19 protein-coding genes are annotated in these 16,723 nt (G+C 68.6%); 12 read left to right on the top strand and 7 right to left on the bottom strand.

Annotated elements, in window-relative coordinates; translation table 11 throughout:
* Nucleotides 1–234: 234 nt before the first annotated feature.
* Nucleotides 235–942, bottom strand: coding sequence for a DUF2071 domain-containing protein (locus JHC79_RS18780; protein WP_296393669.1), 708 nt, complete (start codon nucleotides 940–942; stop codon nucleotides 235–237).
* A 107-nt stretch (nucleotides 943–1,049) separates the two neighbouring features.
* On the opposite strand from JHC79_RS18780, the gene JHC79_RS18775 reads away from it, so the two are divergent.
* Nucleotides 1,050–2,390 (top strand): MFS transporter, encoded by a 1,341-nt coding sequence (locus JHC79_RS18775; RefSeq protein ID WP_296393667.1) that lies wholly within the window; start codon nucleotides 1,050–1,052, stop codon nucleotides 2,388–2,390.
* On the opposite strand, the gene JHC79_RS18770 is transcribed toward JHC79_RS18775, so the two are convergent.
* Nucleotides 2,378–3,286 (bottom strand): LysR family transcriptional regulator ArgP, encoded by a 909-nt coding sequence (locus tag JHC79_RS18770; RefSeq protein ID WP_296393665.1) that lies wholly within the window; start codon nucleotides 3,284–3,286, stop codon nucleotides 2,378–2,380. The two genes, JHC79_RS18775 and JHC79_RS18770, sit on opposite strands and share 13 nt — an antisense overlap.
* Nucleotides 3,287–3,358: 72 nt before the next feature.
* Here JHC79_RS18770 and JHC79_RS18765 point away from each other — a divergent pair, with 72 nt between their 5' ends.
* The 6 genes from JHC79_RS18765 (at nucleotide 3,359) to JHC79_RS18740 (ending at nucleotide 8,178) form a co-directional block, all read left to right on the top strand.
* Nucleotides 3,359–3,973: a LysE family transporter gene (locus JHC79_RS18765; RefSeq protein ID WP_296393662.1), complete on the top strand. Its 615-nt coding sequence runs from the start codon at nucleotides 3,359–3,361 to the stop codon at nucleotides 3,971–3,973.
* A 76-nt stretch (nucleotides 3,974–4,049) separates the two neighbouring features.
* Complete coding sequence (locus JHC79_RS18760; protein WP_296393660.1) at nucleotides 4,050–4,517, top strand: DUF4334 domain-containing protein; 468 nt, start codon at nucleotides 4,050–4,052, stop codon at nucleotides 4,515–4,517.
* A 102-nt stretch (nucleotides 4,518–4,619) separates the two neighbouring features.
* Complete coding sequence (locus tag JHC79_RS18755; RefSeq protein ID WP_296393659.1) at nucleotides 4,620–5,531, top strand: ABC transporter ATP-binding protein; 912 nt, start codon at nucleotides 4,620–4,622, stop codon at nucleotides 5,529–5,531.
* The gene (locus JHC79_RS18750) at nucleotides 5,528–6,322 is read left to right on the top strand and encodes an ABC transporter permease (protein ID WP_296393657.1); all 795 of its coding nucleotides are present in this window, start codon (nucleotides 5,528–5,530) and stop codon (nucleotides 6,320–6,322) included. The genes JHC79_RS18755 and JHC79_RS18750 overlap by 4 nt, the downstream gene beginning before the upstream one ends.
* 51 nt (nucleotides 6,323–6,373) lie before the next feature.
* Complete coding sequence (locus tag JHC79_RS18745) at nucleotides 6,374–7,570, top strand: sensor histidine kinase (protein ID WP_296393655.1); 1,197 nt, start codon at nucleotides 6,374–6,376, stop codon at nucleotides 7,568–7,570.
* Nucleotides 7,567–8,178, top strand: coding sequence for a response regulator transcription factor (locus JHC79_RS18740; protein WP_296393653.1), 612 nt, complete (start codon nucleotides 7,567–7,569; stop codon nucleotides 8,176–8,178). The genes JHC79_RS18745 and JHC79_RS18740 overlap by 4 nt, the downstream gene beginning before the upstream one ends.
* A 13-nt stretch (nucleotides 8,179–8,191) precedes the next feature.
* Here the strand turns inward: JHC79_RS18740 and JHC79_RS18735 are convergent, their stop codons facing one another.
* Nucleotides 8,192–8,872: a DUF1275 family protein gene (locus tag JHC79_RS18735; RefSeq protein WP_296393651.1), complete on the bottom strand. Its 681-nt coding sequence runs from the start codon at nucleotides 8,870–8,872 to the stop codon at nucleotides 8,192–8,194.
* Nucleotides 8,873–8,904: 32 nt separating this feature from the next.
* On the opposite strand from JHC79_RS18735, the gene JHC79_RS18730 reads away from it, so the two are divergent.
* From JHC79_RS18730 to JHC79_RS18715, 4 genes are all read left to right on the top strand, one after another.
* Nucleotides 8,905–9,507, top strand: a complete 603-nt coding sequence (locus tag JHC79_RS18730) for a DinB family protein (RefSeq protein WP_296393649.1) — start codon at nucleotides 8,905–8,907, stop codon at nucleotides 9,505–9,507.
* The gene (locus tag JHC79_RS18725; RefSeq protein WP_296393647.1) at nucleotides 9,504–10,823 is read left to right on the top strand and encodes an alpha-hydroxy-acid oxidizing protein; all 1,320 of its coding nucleotides are present in this window, start codon (nucleotides 9,504–9,506) and stop codon (nucleotides 10,821–10,823) included. Before JHC79_RS18730 ends, JHC79_RS18725 begins: the two co-directional genes overlap by 4 nt.
* A 145-nt stretch (nucleotides 10,824–10,968) precedes the next feature.
* The gene (locus JHC79_RS18720) at nucleotides 10,969–11,361 is read left to right on the top strand and encodes a PLD nuclease N-terminal domain-containing protein (RefSeq protein ID WP_296393645.1); all 393 of its coding nucleotides are present in this window, start codon (nucleotides 10,969–10,971) and stop codon (nucleotides 11,359–11,361) included.
* Nucleotides 11,362–11,439: 78 nt separating this feature from the next.
* The gene (locus JHC79_RS18715) at nucleotides 11,440–11,883 is read left to right on the top strand and encodes a DoxX family protein (protein WP_296393643.1); all 444 of its coding nucleotides are present in this window, start codon (nucleotides 11,440–11,442) and stop codon (nucleotides 11,881–11,883) included.
* On the opposite strand, the gene JHC79_RS18710 is transcribed toward JHC79_RS18715, so the two are convergent.
* The gene (locus JHC79_RS18710; RefSeq protein WP_296393640.1) at nucleotides 11,768–12,805 is read right to left on the bottom strand and encodes a DMT family transporter; all 1,038 of its coding nucleotides are present in this window, start codon (nucleotides 12,803–12,805) and stop codon (nucleotides 11,768–11,770) included. The genes JHC79_RS18715 and JHC79_RS18710 overlap by 116 nt on opposite strands.
* 35 nt (nucleotides 12,806–12,840) lie before the next feature.
* Here JHC79_RS18710 and JHC79_RS18705 point away from each other — a divergent pair, with 35 nt between their 5' ends.
* Complete coding sequence (locus JHC79_RS18705; protein WP_296393638.1) at nucleotides 12,841–13,416, top strand: TetR/AcrR family transcriptional regulator; 576 nt, start codon at nucleotides 12,841–12,843, stop codon at nucleotides 13,414–13,416.
* 15 nt (nucleotides 13,417–13,431) lie between these two features.
* Here the strand turns inward: JHC79_RS18705 and JHC79_RS18700 are convergent, their stop codons facing one another.
* From JHC79_RS18700 to JHC79_RS18690, 3 genes are all read right to left on the bottom strand, one after another.
* Nucleotides 13,432–14,319 (bottom strand): crotonase/enoyl-CoA hydratase family protein, encoded by an 888-nt coding sequence (locus tag JHC79_RS18700; RefSeq protein ID WP_296393636.1) that lies wholly within the window; start codon nucleotides 14,317–14,319, stop codon nucleotides 13,432–13,434.
* 26 nt (nucleotides 14,320–14,345) lie between these two features.
* A complete protein-coding gene (locus JHC79_RS18695) occupies nucleotides 14,346–15,557 on the bottom strand; it encodes a prolyl oligopeptidase family serine peptidase (protein WP_296393635.1) in 1,212 nt (403 codons plus the stop codon).
* Nucleotides 15,554–16,723: prolyl oligopeptidase family serine peptidase (locus JHC79_RS18690; RefSeq protein ID WP_296393633.1), on the bottom strand; the 1,170-nt coding region annotated here is incomplete at its 5' end. The genes JHC79_RS18690 and JHC79_RS18695, both read right to left, overlap by 4 nt.

The raw sequence follows: 16,723 nt of genomic DNA, 5'->3' as shown, positions 1-16,723 counted from the left end.
GGACGCATCTGGGTCGTGTCCGACGGACTACGGGTGCTGAGCGACGAGTCGATGCACGAGCCGCAAGTGATCGACCTCCCCGCGCTCCTCGACAACTGACGACACGTCGACCGTGTCGCACGCAGACGGCCCCGGTTCCTGCGACACTGTGACCAGATGGCCGTGAGCGGGACGCGGACGGCCTGCCGAGGCTTCGGGGGCCGAGGGGTCGGCAGGCACCATCATCCCGGTTCGTCAGCGGGTCGTGACCGGGTTCCAGACCGCGGGCACGTTTCGCATCACGAGCACGCTGTCGAGTTCGGCAGAACCGGCGGGCAGGTTGTCGAACAGCGAGGCACGCACATCCACCGGGGTTGTCGGTTCGACCCGCCACGCGTCGGTGTCCAACCGCAGCCCGTCGAGGTCGCCGACCTTGGATGCCGGCGACCAACCGGTGCTGCCGGCGCGGAAGAACTCCGACGCCTCGTCGATGCTCTCGAAGACACTGTTCGACAACGTCGTGGACAACCGGACATCGGCATCGACAGTGTCGGTGGGGGTGGTCATTCGCAGTGCGATCCGCTCTGGCGACTCGTCGCTCGTGATGGCCGCCTTCGTGTGTACCCCGGGAAACAGTCGTCCGCCCAGAGCCACCGCGGTCCGCGACGCACTGAACCGTCGGGTGATGAACACCCCCCGCGACGGCGTGCCATCGGACGATGTCCATTCGACCGCGACCCGTTCGGCGGCATTCTCTCCGCCCCACCCCAACACCGTCGGCACGCCGACAGGTGCCATCCGGGCAAGGCGGATCATGCAGATCCCCGCGATCGCGGACCCGCCGACCATCTGGACGCGGAAACCATCGGGCAGCCAGGTCTGCGCCAGCGCCTGGTCGACCCGGTAGTTGATCAGCATCCGACGTTCGATCGTTGCGTTCATACGTCCCAGCGACAGTGGCATGTCATCACCGTAGTCCCGCCCTCGCCCACGCCGAATCGACGGCTCGTCGAGGTCGACAGCACGAAATCGGGTCGCTGTGGGATCCCCGATTCGGGCATGCTTGACCCGTGAGCGCCCCGCCGGATGCGACGACGAGCGCCAGGGCGACGCGCTACCCGCGCGCCCTGGCGCCATTCGCGCGCACGCAGTACCGCTTCCTCGCCATGGGCCTGGTGTTGGCCATGTTCGCCGACGGCATCTGGACGGTGGGCGTCGTCTGGCAGGTGATCGCCCTGGGCGGTGGCCCGGTTCAGCTCTCGTTCGTCACCGGCATCGCGGCGGTCGGGATGGTGGCATCGACCCTGTTCGGCGGCGTGTTGGCCGACCGGATGTCGCAGCGCACCATATTGATCGCGCTGGAGCTCATCAAGCTGACGGCGATAGGCGTGGTGGGTGTGCTCGCCGCCACCGGTGCACTCGATCTGCCGATGTTGATGGCGGTCGCGTTGATCGGCGGCGTCACCACCGGCATCTACTACCCGGCGTACTCGGCGCTGTTGCCGGCGCTGGTCCCGCCGAACGAGCTGATGGCGGCCAACGGGATCGAGGGCACGCTTCGTCCGGTGATCCTCAGTGCAGCGGGCCCGGCCATGGCCGGTGGTCTGATCGCGATCTCGTCCCCTGCGCTGGCGATCATCGGATCAGCCTGTGCGAGTGCGGGATCAGCGGTGCTCTACCTGCTCATGCGGCGCGTCCCTGCGCGCCGGGTTCCCGAGACCGACTCCACGGACACCCACCCGGTGCGATCCACACTGTCCGACATCGCGGCGGGCTTCGCCTACATGTGGCGCACGCCGTGGCTGCTCTCGACGCTGCTGTTCGCCTCGATCCTGGTGATGATGACGATGGGACCCATCGAGGTCCTGGTGCCGTTCGCGATGCGGGATCGGTTCGGCGGAGATGCGGGATCGCACGCGATGGTGTTGGCGGCGTTCGGGTTCGGCGGCGCCATCGGGTCGCTGCTGATGGCGTCGCTGCCCATGCCGCGGCGCTACCTCAGTGTGATGTTCGCGATCTGGGGCGTCAGCAGTCTGCCGATGGTGGTGTTCGCGTTCGGTGACCGACTCACCGCGTTCGTCATCGCCGGTTTCGTGATGGGTCTGGCGCTGGACTGCCCCATGGTGATCTGGGGGACACTGCTGCAGCGTCGCGTCCCGCCCGAGATGCTGGGCCGGGTCGCGAGCCTGGACTTCTTCGTCTCGATCGCATTCATGCCCATCTCCATGGCGGTGGCGGCCCCCGTGGCGGCCACCATCGGTCTGACCGCAACCTTCCTCATCGGTGGTCTCGTGCCGGTGCCGCTGGCGGCGATGGCATATGTGTGGGCCCGGCTGCATCGGGACGAGATCGCGAACCCGCTGAGCAGCGAGACCGTCGACGCCGACCCGACGCCCGCTCACACCAGATAGTCGGCGGCTGCGTCGACGATGAGCGCGGTCAGCTCGTCGATCAGCGGCGAGTTCAGGGTCCAGTGCTGCCAATACAGTTCGATGTCGACGTGGTGGTCGGACAGTTGCGTCACCGTGCCGGCGGCCAGGGCGTCGGCGATCTGGGCCTGCGGCACGGTGCCCCATCCCGCGCCCAGCTCGACCGCGCGGTGGTACTCCGTCGACGACGGGATGTAGGTGGTCGGCGGCGAGATGGCCGCGCGTGTGTGGCGCCGGATCAACGCCGACATGATGGTGTCCTTACGGTCGAAGGCCACCATGGGCGCACGGGCCAGGTCACGCGACTGAAGCCCGTCCGGGAACCAGTGCGCCGCGAACTCGGTGTTGGCGACGGCCAGATAGCGCGTCGCGCCGAGCCGCCGGGTCGTGCAGCCGCGGACCGTGTGCGGGTCCGAGGTCAACGCCCCCAACACCGTCCCCGTTCGGAGGAACTCGGTGTTGTGGCTCTCGTCGTCGCGGAGCACCTCGACCGCCACGGCGAAACGCTCCTGCATCGTGACGATGACCGGCAGCAGCCAGATGGCGAGGGAGTCGGCGTTGCTCGCGATCGGGAGGTGGACGCGCGGCCGGTCGCGCGGATCGGCGTGCACGTCCTCGTCCTCGCCCGTCAGCTCGGCGAAGGCACTGGTGGTCAACAGATCCCACTGTTTCGCCAGACGGAGCAGCACCTCACCGTCGGAGGTGGCGACCGCCGGCTTGGTGCGCTGGACCAGCACCCGTCCCACGGACGTCTCCAGGGCCTTGATCCGCTGGCTGACCGCCGACGGCGTGATGTGCAGCGACCGCGCAGCGGCCTCGAAGGTCCCGCCCCGGACCACCGCCGCCAACGTGACCAGTCCGTCGCTGTTGATCGCCATGAACAGTGATTCTAATGATTCGTGAGAAACATTCGCTGGATTCATCGACGCGGCGCTCTTAACGTCATTGGCATGAACGCACTGCTCACCGCCGCGGCCGGGTTGATGACCGGAGCCGCACTGATCATCGCCATCGGTCCACAGAACGTCCTCGTGCTCCGCACCGGAGTGGCCCGACGTCACGTGGTGTCGGTACTCGCGGTGTGCACGGTGTCCGACCTGATCCTGATCACGGCCGGCGTCGCCGGTCTCGGCGCGCTGGTGTCGGGACACCCGACGCTTGTCACGGTGGCGACGCTGCTCGGCGGTGGCTATGTCATCGTTCTCGGGTTGCTGGCGGCCCGACGCAGTCTGGCGCCATCGGCGATGACGATCACGTCCGGGGGCATCGGCGGTCGGTGGGCGACGATCGGCACCGCGTTGGCTCTGACGTGGCTCAACCCGCACGTCTACCTCGACACGGTACTGACCCTGGGGGCAATCGCGAACAGTCACGGGCCGGAGGGCAAGTGGCAGTTCGCGATCGGCGCCGGCATCGCCAGCATCATCTGGTTCGCCGCACTGGCCCTCGCGGCGGTCAAGCTGGCGCCCCTGTTCGCCCGGCCGCGCGCCTGGCGGATCCTGGACGCGGTGGTCGCCGTGATCATGGTGACGATCGGCGTGGGTCTGCTCGTCTCGGTGTGGTGATCAGATCGGCCACGGCGGCGGACACCCGAACGTCCGATTCTTCCCGAGGTGTGCGCGCGCGTCCTACTGTGTGCGCATGGACGCCACCGCCGCAGTCGAGAAGTTCAACGCCATCGCAGCATCCGGCGAGGTGAGCACCACCGACCTGCTCGACGAGATCTGGGCGCCACTGCCGACGGTCGCGGTGGAGGAGATGTTCGGGTCGTGGCGTGGAGGTGAGCTCCCGTCCGGTCACGCCATGGACGGGGCGCTCGACAAGGCCCGCTGGTACGGCAAGACCTTCGTGTCGGCCACCGACGTCAAGCCACTCATCTGCCGCGACGACTCCGGTGAGCTCTTCTCGAACGTCGACCTGGGCAAGGGGGAGGCGAGTCTGTGGTCGGTGGAGTTCCGGGGAGAGGTGACCGCGTCGATGGTCTACGACGGTCAACCCGTCATCGACCATTTCAAGCGGGTGGACGACCAGACCGTCATGGGGATCATGAACGGCAAGAGCAGCATCGTCCGCGACCATCACTACTACTTCTACCTGCGCCGGGACTGAACGAGGACGGCCAGTGGCCTGCGAACGTATCCACTGATCGGTTGATCGCGGTGTAGCCGACCGGTGGATGTCGTCGGCGCTGCGCTCGACGACGGTGGATGCATGGCAATCATTCGAGTCGAGCAGTTGAGCAAGACGTATCCGGGCGGTCGTGGTGTCGTCGATGTCGGTTTCACGGTCGACGAGGGCGAGATCTTCGGGATCCTCGGACCCAACGGTGCCGGCAAGACCACGACGGTCGAGTGCATCGGCGGGCTCCGGTCTCGCGACGGTGGCGTCGTCGAGGTGGCCGGATTCGATCCCGGTTCCGACTCCGTCGGGCTCCGAGAGGTACTGGGGATCCAACTGCAGGAATCGACCCTGCCGGACAAGATCCGCGTCGACGAGGCGCTGGCGCTGTTCGCGTCGTTCCACGACGACCCGGCCGATGCCGGTGAACTGGCCGAGAGACTGGGTCTCGCCGCTCACGGCCGCGTGCAGTACAGCAAGCTGTCCGGCGGTCAGAAACAACGGCTGTCGGTGGCACTGGCCCTGATCGGCAGGCCACGTGTCGCGATCCTCGACGAGCTGACGACCGGCCTGGACCCGCAGGCGCGCCGCGACGTGTGGGGCCTTCTCGAAGACCTGCGGTCCACCGGCGTGACGCTGCTGCTGGTGTCGCACTTCATGGAGGAGGCGCAGCGGCTCTGCGACCGTGTGGCGGTGATCGACCAGGGGCGGGTGGCCGCCATCGGGTCGCCGAACGAGCTCGCCGGCCGGGCCGGGAGCGGCCAGGTCATGGTCTTCACCCCGTCGGAACCGATCGATGTCGAGTCGCTGCGGACGCTGGCCTCGGTCACCGAGGTCGCCCGCCGTGGCGACCAACTGCACGTCAGAGGAGGTGATGACGTCGTCGGCGACGTCATCGTCGAACTCCAACGACGAGGTGTCACCGCAGGCCACCTCCGGGTCGACACACCGACGCTGGACGACGCATTCGTATCACTCGTATCCGATGGAAAGGCGAATCGATGAGCACCACCACCGCACTGACCGGCGTCGGACCCGGTCGGTCGACGAGCAGGCTCCCCCGGGGGCTGCGCGGCCTCCTGGTGTCCGAGTCGCGGCTGATGCTGCGTAACCCTGCGTTGATCGCCTGGGTCGCCGCGATCCCGGTGATCGCCTCGGTTGTCCTCGGTGCCCTGCCTGCCACCCGAGAACCCAGGCAGGAGTTGAACGGATTGAGCTGGTTCACGGCCTACCAACCGATCCTCATCATGTTCTCCGCCGTTCTCCTCAGCGTGCAGATCCTGCCCGACGTCCTCACCAAGTACCGCGAGATGGGCATCCTCAAGCGGTTGCGGACCACCCCGGCGTCGCCCACCGCGCTGCTTGCCGCGCAGGTCATCCTCGCGGTGGTCGTCGAGGTGGCGGTCGCCGCGGTGATGGTGTTCGTGCCGGCGGCGTTCGGCGCCCCACTGCCGGGCAACATGACCGCCTTCGTGATCGCGTTCGTCTTCTCCACCGGCGCGATGCTGTCGATCGGCATGGTTCTGGCCAGCGCGTTTCGTAGCAGCAAGGTCGCCGGGGCGGTCGGGACGGTGCTGTTCTTCGTGCTGCAATTCTTTGCCGGACTGTGGATCCCGCGCGCATCGATGCCCGGTTGGCTGCGCGGGGTCTCCGACGCGACCCCCACCGGTGCCGCAGTCGGGGCGCTGACCGATGGAGTCGACGGCGCCTGGCCGCAGCTACTCCACCTCGGGGTGCTCGCAGCGTGGATGATCGTCCTCGCGGCGGTGTCGGTGCGCGTCTTCCGATGGGAGTGACCGAGGCGACGAAGCCCCGACGTCACCGGCCGTTCGTGGGAGGATCAGCGCATGCGTGACCACGACGCACAGCCACCGCAGACCTTGAACTGGGACCGTTTCGACATCGCGCCGACGTTCCTCGTCCTCGTCCCGGGTGGTCTGCTCCTGGCATCACTTCTGATCAGCGTCCTGACCGGCACGACGTCATCGGGATGGTCGCCGGGACTGATCGTCGCGGTGTCGGTCGCGGCGTTCGCTCTGCAGTGCGGGTGGATCCGACGCGCGACGTTGTCGATGCCCGCGCGCAGTCTGATCTTTGTCGCACAGTTCGCGATGACCGCGGCCCTGGTCTGGGCGAGCCCGTTCTTCGGCATCTACGCCTTCATGGGGTACATCACCGCACTGATGATGTTCTCCGGCGTCGCGCTCTGGACGGCCATGAGCGCCATCGCAGTTCTCGCCGCGGTCGCACAGATCGGCGGCTTCCCGCAGATCCCGCACGCGTGGCCGGCGCTGATCGTGCTCGTCGGGATCAACACCGGCCTGGTGTTCCTGTTCAGTTGGGTGGGCGCCCGGCGCGATCGCGAGGTCGCCGAACGGGAGGCCGCGGTCACGGCTCTCGAGGAAGCGCAGCAGCGCAACGTCTTTCTGCAGGAACAGCTGCTCGAGCGAGCGCGCGAGCGGGGAGTGCTCGAGGAACGTGCTCGACTCTCCCGCGAGATCCACGACACGGTCGCCCAGGACCTCGTCGCGATCGTCAGCCAGCTCGAGGCCATCGACGGCGACGACGACTGGACCGGCCGTGTCGAGACCGCGAAGACGCTCGCCCGTTCGGGGCTCGGGGAGGCCCGGCGGGCGGTGTACGCGCTGCGCTCGCCGATGTTGGACTCGCAGCCCCTCCCGTCGGCGTTGACCGACCTCGTCAATGCCTGGGCCACAGTGCATCACCTGCACGCATCCATCGACATCGACGGCGACCCGGTGCCCACCGACGACGACCAGAACCTGCTGCGTATCTGTCAGGAGGCATTGTCGAACGTGTCCCGTCACGCCCACGCCACCACGGTGGAGGTCTGCCTGTCCTACGTGGAGGAGGGAGTTCTGTTGGACATCAAGGACGACGGTCGCGGCTTCGATCCCCTGGGCGTCCACGAGGGAAACGGACTGCGGGGCATGCGTGAGCGGGTGTCGTCGTCCGGTGGCACGGTGGATGTCGCGGCGAAGGTCGGGGAGGGCACGTTGGTGAGCGCTGTGGTGCCTGCGTGATCACCGTGCTCATCGCCGATGACCACCCGATCGTCCGGGACGGCGTCAGAGGAATGCTGGCCACCGACGACCGCATGGACGTGGTGGCCGAGGCATCGTCGGGACCCGAGGCCCTGGCGCTGTCGGCGCGGCTCGACCCCGACGTCGTGCTGATGGACCTGCGGATGCCCGACGGCGACGGCGTCCCCGCGATCGCGGCTCTGCGACAACGTGATCCGACACGGCCCAGGATCCTCGTGCTGACCACCTACGACGCCGACCGCGACATCGCCTCTGCGATCGACGCGGGCGCCGACGGATACCTGCTGAAAGCGTTGAGCCGAGAGGAACTGATCGCGGCGGTCGTCGATGTCGCGGCCGGGCGCAGTGTGCTGGCTGCGAGTGCGGCGCAGAGTCTGATGGCACGCCGACACCTCGAAGAACTGACCAATCGCGAGATCGAGGTACTCGCGCGGATCGCCGAGGGCGGCACCAACCGCACGGTGGCGAAGGGGTTGGTCATCAGCGAGGCCACCGTCAAGACGCATCTGCTGCACATCTATTCGAAGCTGGGCGTGCGTGATCGCGCCGCGGCGGTCCGCGTCGCCTACGAACGTGGCCTGCTCTGAACCGATGGACGAGTCAGGTGTCGGCGTGGCGGTGCCATCGGACACCGACCATGACCAACCCGGCGGCGAGCAGAACCAGCGGTAGGGCGGGAGCCGCGATCGGGGCGACCGACACCAGCGCGCCCGACGCGGCCGCACCCGCCAACAACGACATCAGCGCGACGGCGGCCGCACGGTTGACCGTCGAATCGGTCACGAGCCCGGTCAACAGGTTCGTGAGCGTGCCCGTGAAGTAGGTGGTGGTGACGCCGGGCAGCCGGTCCATCGCGAATGCCCTGCCCTGCATACCCATCGCTGCGGCGGTCAGCGCGAGCGCCGCGAACTGCGCGACCCCTCCGGGACGGCCACCGGTGGCGACCCAGATCGTGGCCAGCCCACACAGGAGCGTGAACTCGAACCCGTAGACCAGGATGACCGGGGTCGCGGCACCACGCGCTGGATGTTCGTCATGTCTGCGGGTCATCAGCGTCGCGACGATCACCCCGATCGCGTAGCACCCCACCGCGATCGCGGCGTGCGACATCACCCCGAGATGGCCGCCACCGATCGCGACCCCGACGACCACGACGTTGCCGGTGATCACGCTGGCGAAGACCTCGCCGAGACGCGTGAACACCAGGACGTCGACGGCCCCGGACACCGCGCCGAGGAGTCCGGCGAACGCGATGGCGGACGGGCGCGACGTGGGGCTCACGACGACAGACTAGGCGGCTACGCTCGATCCCCATGGCCATCGATGATCGAGCGGACCTCAAGGACTTCCTTCTCGTACGCCTGCAGTTCAACCGGGACGCGGTGCTGTGGAAGATCGACGGCGTCGATGAACACGACCTCCGGCGTCCGCTCACACCCAGCGGACTGAACCTGTTGGGCGTGGTCAAGCACCTGGCGGCCGTCGAGTTCGGCTACTTCGGCGACACCTTCGGTCGCCCACCGGAGATCCCCACACCGTGGCTGGAGGGGGAGTGGTCCGACAACGCCGACATGTGGGCCACCGCAGACGAATCGGTCGACGACATCGTCGGGCTCTATCGCGGAGCATGGGCACACGCGCAGAAGACGTTCGACGCCTCCGACCTCGCGACACCGGGTCTGGTGCCCTGGTGGCCGGCCGATCGCCGCGACGTGACGCTCGGGAAGATCATCGTCCACATGCTGGGCGAGACCGCGCGGCACGCAGGACAGATGGACATCCTGCGCGAGTCTCTCGACGGCGCAGCAGGTCTCTACGCCACCAATGACAACATGGCCCACAGCGAGGCCTCCGCGCTGCGCGACTACGTCGCGAAGCTCCAGGAGGTAGCAGATTCCGTGAGAGGACCCCGATGACCCAGCCCGCCGCCGCACCCGGTCGCGCACGCCAGAACGCCATCTACTCGGCAGGCGTCTTCGGACACCGGCCGTCGGTGCCCACCGACTTCGCCGAACTCGAGCGGCGGGCACAGCGCGCCATGGGGCCGAGGGCGTGGGCTTATATCGCGGGCGGCGCCGGCGAAGGCGCCACGATGCGGTCCAACCGGGCAGCCTTCGACCGCTGGGCGATCGTGCCCCGGGTGCTGCGCGACGTGTCGCGACGAGACCTCTCGATCGACCTGTTCGGTACGACGATGCCGGCACCGATCCTGTTCTCCCCGGTGGGTGCAGGCGAACTCGCCCACGACGACTCCGACCTCCACATCGGCCGCGCCGCAGCCGAACTCGGTGTCCCCTACATCTTCTCCAACCAGGGCTGCAACCCGATGGAGGACGTCGCCGCCGCGATGGAGGCCGTGGTCCCCGGCGCCCCACGGTGGTTCCAGCTGTACTGGTCCACCGACGACGCACTCGTCGACAGCCTCGTCCAGCGCGCAGAGACGATGGGTGCTCAGGCCATCGTCGTCACCCTCGACACCACGATGCTGGGATGGCGTCCGCAGGATCTCAACATCGGTTCGCTTCCGTTCGCCCGCGCCGAGGGCATCGCGCAGTACACCTCCGATCCGCGCTTCCGGGAGATCGTGGCCGAGCGGATCGCGAACCCGTCCGCCGACGCCGGGCCCAAGGTGGAGATCACCCGGGCCGCCGTGTCGGCACTGTTCTCGATGGCCCGCCACCTCCCGGGGTCGTTGCTGTCGAACCTGCGGTCTCCGGTCCCCAAGCAGTCGGTGCAGACCTTCCTCGACATCTACTCCCGGCCGTCGCTGACCTGGGACGACATCGCCGGACTGCAGAAGAAGACCAGTCTGCCGGTCATCCTCAAGGGCATTTTGCATCCCGACGACGCGCGCCAGGCCGTCGATCTCGGCATCGACGGGATCATCGTCTCCAACCACGGCGGCCGACAGGTCGACGGGTCGATCTCCTCACTCGAGGCGCTACCCGACGTCGTCGAGGCGGTCGACGGACGCGCGAAGGTGCTCATCGATTCCGGGATCTACACCGGTTCGGATGCGTTCAAGGCCCTGGCGCTCGGCGCGGATGCGGTCTGCATCGGACGTCCGCACATGTACGGCCTCGCGATCAACGGCCGCGATGGCGCGCGCGACGCAGTTGCCAACATCATCGCCGAACTCGATCTCACGCTTGGCCTGTCGGGGCACACCGACATCGCGTCGCTCACCCCGGACGTCCTCCGGGACATGGGATGCGGTCGCCGGGACCGGTGACCTCGTCGACCCGGCCGGGCGACGAACGACAGGACGACCGCAGTGTGTTGTCGGCTGAAAAGTCTCTGTTGCTCGGCGGCCGGCTGTGCGATCCTGATCGACGCCATGGGCAGAGAGGCGGGTCGGCGGGGTTGTGGACTACTTCATGATGATCGGCACACCGGCGCTGCCGTATTCGGCGGCGATCGCCGGTGTGTTGATCCTGGTGGCGCTGATCGGCGCCATCGACGTGCTCGGGCGCGACTCGGTTCACATCCGCGGACTCCCGCAATGGGCCTGGTTTCTGGTGGTCGTGGCGCTGCCGGGAGTCGGCCTGCTCGCCTGGCTGACCATCGGACGCCGTCGGCGGCGTCGCCCACGTCCGACCAGGTCGGATCGCGTGATCGAGGCCTTCCCGGAGTACGACCGCAAGGGCCGGTTCGTGCCCGCCGACCCGGTCGCCGACGCCGCTTTCCTGCGGCAGTGTCGCGAACGGGCCGAACAGCAGCGCCGGACCGCGGAGATCGAGCGACGTCGGCGGGAGTTCGGCGCCGGCTGAGCGCTGCGATGAGTTTTCCCGGCCGTCGGTGTCTATCCGTATGACAGCAGCACCGGAACTCATTCCCCAGGAGCCACCATGACCACCACCGTCTCGACCTCCACCGCATCCGCCTCGAAGACCACCAAGCGGTCACGCACCCACATCGCGGGGATCGTCCTCAGCGTCCTGATCGGCGCGTTCCTCGTCTTCGACATCCTCGGCAAACTGTTCCAGCCGCAGAGCGTCGTCGAGGGGACCGAGAAGCTCGGCTTCACCACGACCCAGGCGACCGTGATGGCGATCGTGCTCGCGCTGTGCGTGATCGTGTGGGCCATCCCGCGGACCGCCGTCCTCGGCGCGATCGGTCTCACCGCCTACCTCGGCGGCGCGGTGTGCGCCAACTGGAACAACGACGCACCGCTGGTCAGCACGACACTGTTCGCGGTGTACTTCGGTGTGGCGCTGTGGATCGCGATGATCCTGCGACGCCCGCAACTGCTCGAGGTCCTCGGACTGCGCGCCTCGCACCGCGCGTCCTGATCGGAACGTCCCGGGGCGCCGCCGCCACCACCGTGACGGCGGCGATCCCGACTGCGAGGCCCACCGCGGTGACGACGGTGAACGATTCGCCGAACATCACCGCTCCCCAGACCGCGGTCACCGGCGCGATGAGGAACATCAAGGTGTTCACGCGGGTCACGCCGACGCGGCGCAGCAGGATCCAGTAGAGGCCGTAGCCGCCGAACGTGGACAGCACGATGAGCCAGACCATCGCCCGCCAGAACGCGATGTCACCGGGCGGCGTGGCGTGGCCGGTGGCCAGGGCCAGCACCGTGAAGACGATCGCGCTCGTCGAGCAGTGGACGGCCAGGCCCTGCAGCGGCGACACCTCCGCGGAGCCGCGTTGTTCGACGAAGGTGGCCGCGACCAGGCTGAGCATCCCGAGGAACGGGATCGCGTACGACCACCACGGCGCGGTGGTGTTGGACCCGGCGTCGGCCGCGGTGACGATGGCGACCCCGCCGAGCCCCAGGAGCAGCCCGATCCACTGTCGCCCGGAGACGGCGACGCCGAGCAGCGGTCCGATCAGGGCCGCGGCCACCAACGGTTGGATGCCGTCGACGAGCGCGGTGGTCCCGGTGTTCACCCCGATCCCGATCGCCCAGTAGACGGTGAGCAGATACCCGCTCTGCGACAGCACCCCGATGACCGCCTGTCGGGCCAGGGTTCGAGACGTGGGCATCGCCGCTCGTCGGCGGGTCGACCACCACGCGATCGGCACCAGCACCAGGGTCAACGGCAGGAATCGCCACATCAGCACGGTGGTGACCTCGGCGTCGCCTGCGCCGAGTTTGGCGCCGATGAACCCCGAGCTCCAACAGGCGACGAACAGGACGGACAGGCCGACCGTGACGGCGGGGTGCGCGCGCAGGCCGGTGGGTATACCGATCTGTTTAGTCATGATCGCGACTATACAGATCGGTATACTCGACGTCCATGGACACCGACACCGACACCGCCCTGACCCCGAAAGCCCAGCGCATTCTCGAGTTCGCGTCGAAGTTGTTCTACGACAAAGGCATCCATGCCGTGGGTGTGGACACGATCGCCCATGACGCCGGGGTGACCAAGAAAACTCTCTACGAGCGGTTCGGGTCGAAGGACGGGCTGGTCATGACCTATCTCCGCGACCGCGACCAGCGGTGGCGTGGCCGGCGGGACGCGGCGGTCGAGGCCGCGGGCCCGGGCTGCGCCGATCAGCTACGGGCGGCGTTCGACGCGTCGGCCACCTGGTCGGAGTCCGACGGTGGCAAGGGGTGCGGTGCGATCAACGCGCACGCCGAGTTCAGCGACGAGACGCACCCGGTGGCGGTGCTCATCGCCGATCAGAAGCGCGAGACCCTCGACTTCTTCCGACGGATCCTCGCCGTCGGAGGTGTCGCCGACGAGGGCGTGGTGGAGGCTGTCATGGCACTCCACGAGGGAGCCCTGGTGGCACACGGCATCGGGATCGGTGCGGACCCCTGGGGCAGTGCGCGCGATGCGGCACTGCGGTTGGCCGGCGTCGGCTGAGCGACGCCCGGGCGATCAGCGGATGGCGTCGGTCTCGTCGAGGAAGTCGGGCAGGTCGGCCGGGACGGTCGAGGTGAACTCGGCCGGTCGCTTCTCCAGGAACGCCGCGACGCCTTCCTTGCCGTCGCCGACGCTCGTGTAGAACATCGCCAACGAATCCACCCGGTGCGCATCGACGGGCGACGCGAACGCGCTGTTGCGGTACAGCATGTGTCGAGCCAACGCGGTGGCCACCGGCGAGCGGCCGTCGACGAAGCGGTGTGCGAGGGCGAGTGCGGCGTCGAGCAGCTCTTCGGGCGGATGCACTGAGCGGACCAGTCCCATGTCCTTGGCGGTCGCGGCGTCGATGATGTCGGCGGAGTAGACGAGTTCGAGCGCGTTCTGCATCCCGACGACGCGGGGCAGGAACCAGCTCGACGCCGCCTCGGGCACGATGCCCAGCTTGCCGAACACGAAACCGATCCGGGCCTTCTCCGACGCGAGCCGGAAGTCCATCGGCAGGGTCATCGTCGCGCCGATGCCCACGGCCGCACCGTTGATCGCCGCGATGACCGGCTTCGGGCAGCGGTAGATGGCGAGCGAGACGCGGCCACCGGTGTCGCGGACGCCGCTGATGATCGCCGGGTCGTCGAACCGCTCGTAGAGATCGGTGAGGGTCGGCTCGAGGGTCTCGTCGAGCCCGAACACGTTGCCCTCGCTGCTCAGATCCATCCCGGCGCAGAACGCACGTCCCTCACCGGTGACCACGACGGCGCCGACCGTCGAGTCGGCCGAGGCCTCCTCGAAGGCCGCGACGAGATCGTCGGCCATCTGGACGGTGAACGCGTTCAACTGATCTGGGCGGGTCAGCGTCAGGACCGCCACCCCGTCGGTGACGTCGTACCGCACGGTTTCACGTTGCATGGGATTCAAACTACGTCAGCGTGCGATCACCGGGTGATCCGGTCGAGAAAGCGATCAGCATCGGGCAGGACCGCCCGCAGCACGCCGGGGTGATCTGCGCCGGGATAGACACGCAGTTCCAGCGGTTGGCGGTTGGCGGTCATCTGCGCCGCCAGCGACAGCGCGGCCGGGGCGGGCACGTTGACGTCGAGCAGCCCCTGTCCCAGCAACACCGGCCGCGTGTAGCCGCTGTCCGGGGTGCCCAGGTACCGCCGTAGAGCGGTGTAGATCCCCGGGATCGTGTCGAGGGGGCGGGTGAACAGCTTTCGCAGGTCGAGGTCCTGGGAGAAGGGGCGCAATTGCTTGCCGCACGTCGTGCCGGCGATGTCGATGAGTCGCCGCCCCAACGGGGTGAGCAGGGCGTTCACCGGCAGATCGGGGCGGGCGTCGCGGAAGCCGGCGAGGATGTAGAGCGTGTACCCGTTCAATGTCCGCGGCAACACCACGGGCGGGAACGACGGTCCGAGGAGCGCCACGGCGGACTCGATGTTGGCGGGCACACCGGTGGCCACGACTCCGCGGAAATCGAGCCCGGAGCCCGCGGTGAACTCGTCGGCGAATCGCGCGGTGCTCAGCGCGGCGCCCGCGCCCTGGGAGTGTCCGACCGCGACCCATCGCGTGGCCAACGGCAGGGACGTCTGCCGGGCGGCGACGACCGAGTCGGCCACCGAATGCGCCGCCGCGACGCCGTTGAGGTAGGAGAGCAGTCCCGGCGTCCCCTGGCCCACGTAGTCGGTCGCGACGACGGCGTACCCGCGGGCCAGCCAGTGGCCGAGGTAGGCGGCCTCGCCGGCCTCGTGTGCCTGGGCCGACGGTGCGCAGTCGTCACCCATGCCGACCGTGCCGTGCGCCCACGCCAGGATCGGCCAGCCGCCGCGTGGCGGTGTCCCGCGGGGGATGAACACCGCGCCGGTACTCACCGCACGTCGGTCGAACTGGTTCGTCGTCGAGTACAGGATCCGATGGGCACTCGCGGCGTTGGGCAACGACAGCGCCGACGCCATCGGTCGCGTGGTGATCAGCGTGCCCGCGCGCTGCGGGACCGGGCCGCGGTACTCCCGCACGTCGAGTCCGGACCAGTCCGGGGCGGGCTCGGGGGTCAGGGCGGAGGCCGCTCCGGCCGGGATCGTCGTCGCGACGACCGTGACGGACAATACGGCGACGATCGCGGCTGCGATCCGACGTCGCAGGTTGGTCACGGCCTGAGTATCCGCGCCAGGAACGGCGTCGAATCCGGTTGGGAGGCGTACACCGTGCCGGAGTGATCCGACGTCGGGTAGACGTGCAGTTCGACCGGTTGGCGGTTCGCGGTCAGCTGCGCGGCCAACGACAGCGCCGACGGTGCCGGCACGTCGGTGTCGAGCAGCCCCTGGCCGAGGAAGATCGGCCGGTCGTACCCCTGCGCGGGGGTACCCATGAACCGGTGCAACGCGTCGTACGCGCCGGGGATCGAGTTCACCGGTCGGCGGAAGAAAGATCGCAGATCCGAACCCGCCAGCTCCGTGCGCAACTCCGGGTAGCAGACCGTCTCGGCGCGATCGGCCACGGCGCGTCCGCGCGGGGTGAGGATGCCGTCGATGTCGAGATCGGGACGTGCCTCATGGATCGCGGCCAGGATGTAGGTCGTGTACGTCGTCAGCCCGACCGGCAGCGTCACCGGCGGGAAGGTGGGTCCGCCCAGGACGATGACCGACTCGATGTTCGCGGGTGTTCCGGTCGCGACGACGCCGCGATAGTCCAGCGGCCACCCCCGGGAGAACTCGGTGGCGCGACGGGCGGCGTTCATCGCCGCGCCGGCCCCCTGTGACTGGCCGAGGATGGCCCAGCGGCGGGCGGTCGGCTCGCCGAGCTGGGTCAGCGCTTTGACCGAGTCCACGATCGAGTGCGCCTCGGCGACCCCGTTGAGGTAGCTCATCAACCCCGGGGTGCCGAGTCCGGCGTAGTCGGTGGCGACCACGGCGTACCCACGCCGCAACCAGTGCGAGAGGTAGTCGCTGTCGCGGGTGCTGCGGGGCTGCGCCGACGGGGTGCACGTGTCGCCGATGCCGACGGTGCCGTGGGCCCAGGCGAGCACGGGCCAACCGCCGGTAGGTGCGGCACCGCGGGGGAGGAAGACGGCACCGGTGCTGACCGCACGTCGGTCGTGCTGGTCGGTGGTCGAGTAGAGAATCCGGTACGCGCGTCCCGCACCGGGGATCGACAGCGCCGGGTCGAGAGCTGTGTGTTCGACGAGCGTGCCCGCACGCGTGGGGATCTCGCCGGAATAGTCGCGTGCGTCGAGGCCGGACCAGTTGGGGGTCCTGGTCGGAGGGAGGGTCTCGGTGGCCGCGGGGCGGGCTGGTGCCGCACCGGCGGGGACGCCCCC

Source organism: Williamsia sp. (genome assembly GCF_016462415.1).
Taxonomy (GTDB): Bacteria; Actinomycetota; Actinomycetes; order Mycobacteriales; family Mycobacteriaceae; genus Williamsia_A.
The sequence above is the reverse complement of the archived record's forward strand: the minus strand, read 5'-3'. Positions and strand labels throughout refer to the sequence as shown.